Here is a 4,404-nt window from a genome sequence, read left to right as displayed (position 1 = left end):
TCAGCGGCGCAGCACGTTCAGCTCCACGCCGCCGACGATGCGGCCGCGGAGCACCTCGGCGAGCCGGTCGGACACCCGCTGGATCGTGCCGCGCTCGTCGTGCCCCGGCACCACCGCGAACCGGACGGCGACCTCGGCGGACGTGCCCTCGGTGACCCGGACGCCCGTCACCGACGGGTCGGAGCCGAACGCGGCCTCGACCGCGGCGAGGACCTCCGGGTCCTCGTGCGGCGGCGGGACGGGGCGGCCCTCCGCGAGCAGGTGCAGGCGCAGCCCGTCCACGGCGAACGGGACCGGGCCCGCCACGTCCACGACCAGGGCGTCGGCGCCCTCGTCGAGGGCGGCGCGGCACGCGTCGCCGCCCCGCACCGTCACGGGGCGGGCGTCGGCGCGCCACGCCTTCATCGTCTCCACGCAGGTGAAGCCGAGCACGCCGCGCCGGCCGTCGTCCCCGATCAGCGTCGGCAGCGCCATCTCGCTGCTCTTCTCGCGCCGCGGCTCCCCCGGCGCGGCCTCCTCCTCTTCGGTGAGGACGGCGACGATCGGCACGAGCAGCCGGGCGCCCTGCAGCCGCCGCAGCACGGTGTGCGCGCCGACGCGCCCGGCCGCGTACCCGGCGAGCGCCTCGCACAGCCGGGGGTCGGCGCTCCCGTCGTCCCCGGGGATCAGTGGTTCGGGAATCGTCAGTCCGGACACGCCAGGAAGGCTATAGCCTCCGGCGGCGTCCGCGGGCGGCTAACCGGATACTCTCCGTGTCCGGCGAGTCACCCGAGGTCGGCGATGGCGGCGACGGTGCCGCCGCCCGACGGCCCCTGGTGGACGGCCGCGACCGACACGAACACCGCCGGGTCGCCGGTGACGGACGCCGCGACGCCGCCGACGCACGCCTTGATCTGCCGGTGCCAGTGCACGTCGGAGTCGTCCAGCATGATGTTGCGGCGCCCCCGGACCGAGCCGCTCGGGTCGGCCTCGCACTTGATGAACACGTTGACGAGCCGGCCGCCGAGGTCGGACGTGCGGGGCCGGTCGGGCAGGTCGAGGCCCGTCGTCCGGATCGCGTCCCAGATGCCGTCGGCGTCCAGTGCGTCCTTCATCACACCGTGCCCCGCCCGGTACCGGCCGCCGATGCCGCGCACGTTGCCGACGACGACGATCTGCGCCCGGTCCAGCTCCACGCCGGACGAGCACGACGCCACCGACGAGTACAGCGACAGGTCCCGGTGGATCTGGTCGGCGGAGGGCGTCTCGATCTCGCCGAGCGCGACGGCGATGCCGAGCGCGGTCGTGGAGTTGGAGATGTCCATCGACTTGAGCGTGTCCTCGGTGACGACGTCCCGGCCGCGCGACTTGGCGTCGTTGATCGTGTCGAGGGTGAGCAGCGGCGTCTTCGTCTGCACGTAGTGCACGTCCGCCGGGTCGTCGATCCCGGCGATCTTCATGGCCTCGCGGACGCCGGCGGCGACGGTCTCCACCATCGCGGGCCGCCCGATGTCCTCCGGCAGGATGACGTCGCTCATCGCGACGCCGACCGACAGGCGCGGCTCGTCCGACGCGGGCGCCTTCGCCGGGTCGACGGTCGCGAAGACCGTCGCGTGCGGGCTGAGCACGCCGTCGGTGCCGCCCGACCACACCAGCGGGACGCGCGCCACCTCGTCCGCGCTCCGGGTGCCCTTCGCGGCCAGCACCTCGCGGAACGCCCGGTCGGCCAGCAGCCGCGTGTAGTCGTTCACGCCGCCGTTGCCCTCGGTCTTGCCGACGACGGCGAGGACCCGGTCGGCCTCCAGCACCCCGTCGTCGATCAGCCGGGCCAGCCCGGACGCGTCGGTCACGGACTCGATGGGGATCTTGCGGACTTCGATCGGATCGGGCACGTCATCGCTCCTCAGCTGCTCGGTCGCATCGATCTCTACCCTGCCGGGCCCCGCGGGTCACGCCTCCACGACCGTCCCGGCCTTGCCGTGCGCGGCGTCGCCCAGCCGGGCCAGCGACGCGATCGCGGCGCGCCGCCCGCCGGCCGCGACGAACCGCCGCACCGCCTCCACCTTCGGGCCCATGCTGCCGCCGGCGAAATGCCCGGCGGCGGCCAGCTCCGCCAGCTCCGCGACCGTCGTGCGGTGCAGCGGGCGCGCCCGCGGCGTCCCGAACCCGGCCATCGCGTTCTCCACGTCCGTGGCGATCACCAGGGTGGACGCGCCGAGCCTGCGGGCCAGCAGCTGCGCCGCGAGGTCCTTGTCGACGACGGCCTCGACGCCGCGCAGCCGCCCGCCCGACCGGACCACCGGCGCTCCCCCGCCGCCCGCCGCGACGACGACGTGCCCGGCGTCCAGCAGCACCGCCGCGGCGTCGGCGTCCAGGATCTCCAGCGGCTCCGGCGAGGCGACGACGCGCCGCCAGCCCCGCTCGCCGAACGGCCGCCACACCTCGCCGCGCGCCATGGACCGGCGCGCCTGCTCCTCCGGGAAGTACCGGCCGATCGGCTTGGCGGGGACGGCGAAGCCGGGGTCGCCGGCGTCCACGAGCGTCCGCGTCACCACCGTCGCCACCGGGCGGGCCGCGCCCCGCGCGGCGAGGGCCCGCTCCAGCGCGTTCATGATCATCACGCCGACGGTGGCCTGGGTCTGCGCGCCGCACCAGTCCAGCGGGACGGGCGGCACCACGCCCGCCGCCAGCTGGTTCTTGATGAGCAGGTTGCCGACCTGCGGCCCGTTGCCGTGCGTCAGCGCGACCCGCGCGCCCGCCGCGACCAGCTCCGCCACGTGCGCCATCGCGGACTCGATCGCCGCCGCCTGCGCGTCCGGCGCGGCGCTGCCGTCCGGGGCGGTCATGGCGTTGCCGCCGAGCGCGATCAGGATCCGCTCGCCGCTGAGCGATCCCCCGTCGTTCCAGGTCACGGGAGGGACGGTAACCCGCGCGAAAGCGGCGCTCACGGGCGAAATCCGCCCAATGAGCGCCGCTTCTTCGGCAACTTCTAGGGGACGCGCACCGAGCGCGGCGGGGCGCTCCACGGGAGGGGCGAGGCGCTCCGCGAGCGGGACGCCCCACGGACGGGCCGCTCCAGACGGCCGCTCAAGACGGGGCGCTCCACGGGCGGGGCGCTCCACGGGAGGGGCGAGGCGCTCCACGGGCGGGACGCCCCACGGGCGGGGCGCTCCACGGGCGGGACGCCCCACGGGCGGGGGGCCTCTCAGTGGAGGCGGGTGAGGCGTTCCACGGCCTCGTCGATGACCTCGTCCTTCTTGCAGAACGCGAACCGGACGAAGTGGGCGCCCGCCTCGGCGTGGTCGTAGAACACCTGCGTCGGGATCGCGACGACGCCCGCCTTCTCCGGCAGCGCGCGGGCCAGTTCCATGCCGTCGGTGAACCCGAGCGGCCGGATGTCGGCCTGCACGAAGTACGTCCCCTGCGGCCGGTAGGCGGTGAACCCCGCGGCCTCCAGCCCGGTGATGAGGCGGTCGCGCTTGGCCTGGAGCGACTTGCGCAGCTCCTCCACCCACGGGATCTCGTTGCGCAGCGCATAGGCGGCGGCCTGCTGGTAGGGGGCGCTGACCGCGTACGTGAGGAACTGCTTCACCGTCTGGACGGCCCGGACATACGGGGCGGGCGCGGTGACCCAGCCCGTCTTCCACCCGGTGACGGAGAACGACTTGCCGGCGGACGACACCGACACCGTCCGCTCCCGCATCCCGTCAAGAGTCGCCAGCGGAATGTGCTCGGTCTCGTCGAAAGTGAGGTACTCGTACACCTCGTCGGTGATCGCCACCAGGTCGTGCTCGCGGCACACGTCCGCGATGGCCTCCAGCTCGCCGCGCGTGAACACGGTGCCGGCGGGGTTGTGCGGCGAGTTCACCAGGATCGCCCGCGTGCGGGGGCCGGCCGCCGCGCGCAGCTCGTCCGGGTCGAACGTGAACCGCCCTTCGACGGGGCGCAGCATGACGGGCTTGCGGACGGCCCCGGCCAGCGCGATCACGGCGGCGTAGGAGTCGTAGTACGGCTCGAAGACGATCACCTCGTCGCCCGGCCCGGTGAGCGCGAGCACGGACGCGGCGATGCCCTCGGTGGCGCCGACCGTCACGTACACCTCGGTCGCCGGGTCGTACGACAGCCCGTACCGCCCCAGCCGCTGCACCGCCACGGCCTCACGAAGCTCGGGCAGCCCGGGGCCGGGCGGATACTGGTTCGCGCCGGAGCGGATCGCGTCCACCGCCGCGTCCAGCACGCCCGCGGGGCCCGGCTCGTCCGGGAAGCCCTGGCCCAGATTGATGGACCCGGTCCGGACCGCCAGAGCCGACATCTCGGCGAAGATCGTCTCGCCGAATTCCCGCATGCGCTCGACAAGTGGCTCACTCACGCCACAAGACTAGGCCCCCGATCCCGGCGCGCCCGTGCGCCCCGGGGAGCGCTGCG

Annotated in this window: 4 protein-coding genes; all 4 read right to left on the bottom strand. The window is 74.7% G+C overall.

Annotation, left to right across the window (positions count from 1 at the left end; translation table 11 throughout):
- On the bottom strand, positions 1-696 hold the full coding sequence (locus ACIWVC_RS28905) for an SseB family protein (protein ID WP_396451323.1): 696 nt from the start codon (positions 694-696) through the stop codon (positions 1-3).
- 68 nt (positions 697-764) lie between these two features.
- A complete protein-coding gene (locus ACIWVC_RS28900; RefSeq protein WP_396451325.1) occupies positions 765-1,871 on the bottom strand; it encodes a ring-opening amidohydrolase in 1,107 nt (368 codons plus the stop codon).
- Positions 1,872-1,928: 57 nt separating this feature from the next.
- Positions 1,929-2,891: a carbamate kinase gene (locus ACIWVC_RS28895; protein ID WP_396454820.1), complete on the bottom strand. Its 963-nt coding sequence runs from the start codon at positions 2,889-2,891 to the stop codon at positions 1,929-1,931.
- 293 nt (positions 2,892-3,184) lie between these two features.
- The gene (locus ACIWVC_RS28890; protein ID WP_396454819.1) at positions 3,185-4,348 is read right to left on the bottom strand and encodes a pyridoxal phosphate-dependent aminotransferase; all 1,164 of its coding nucleotides are present in this window, start codon (positions 4,346-4,348) and stop codon (positions 3,185-3,187) included.
- Positions 4,349-4,404 lie beyond the last annotated feature (56 nt).

The organism is Actinomadura sp. (assembly GCF_044508335.1).
Classification (GTDB): Bacteria; Actinomycetota; Actinomycetes; order Streptosporangiales; family Streptosporangiaceae; genus Spirillospora.
Note: the sequence above shows the minus strand (reverse complement) of the source record. Positions and strands in the feature narration are given on the sequence as shown.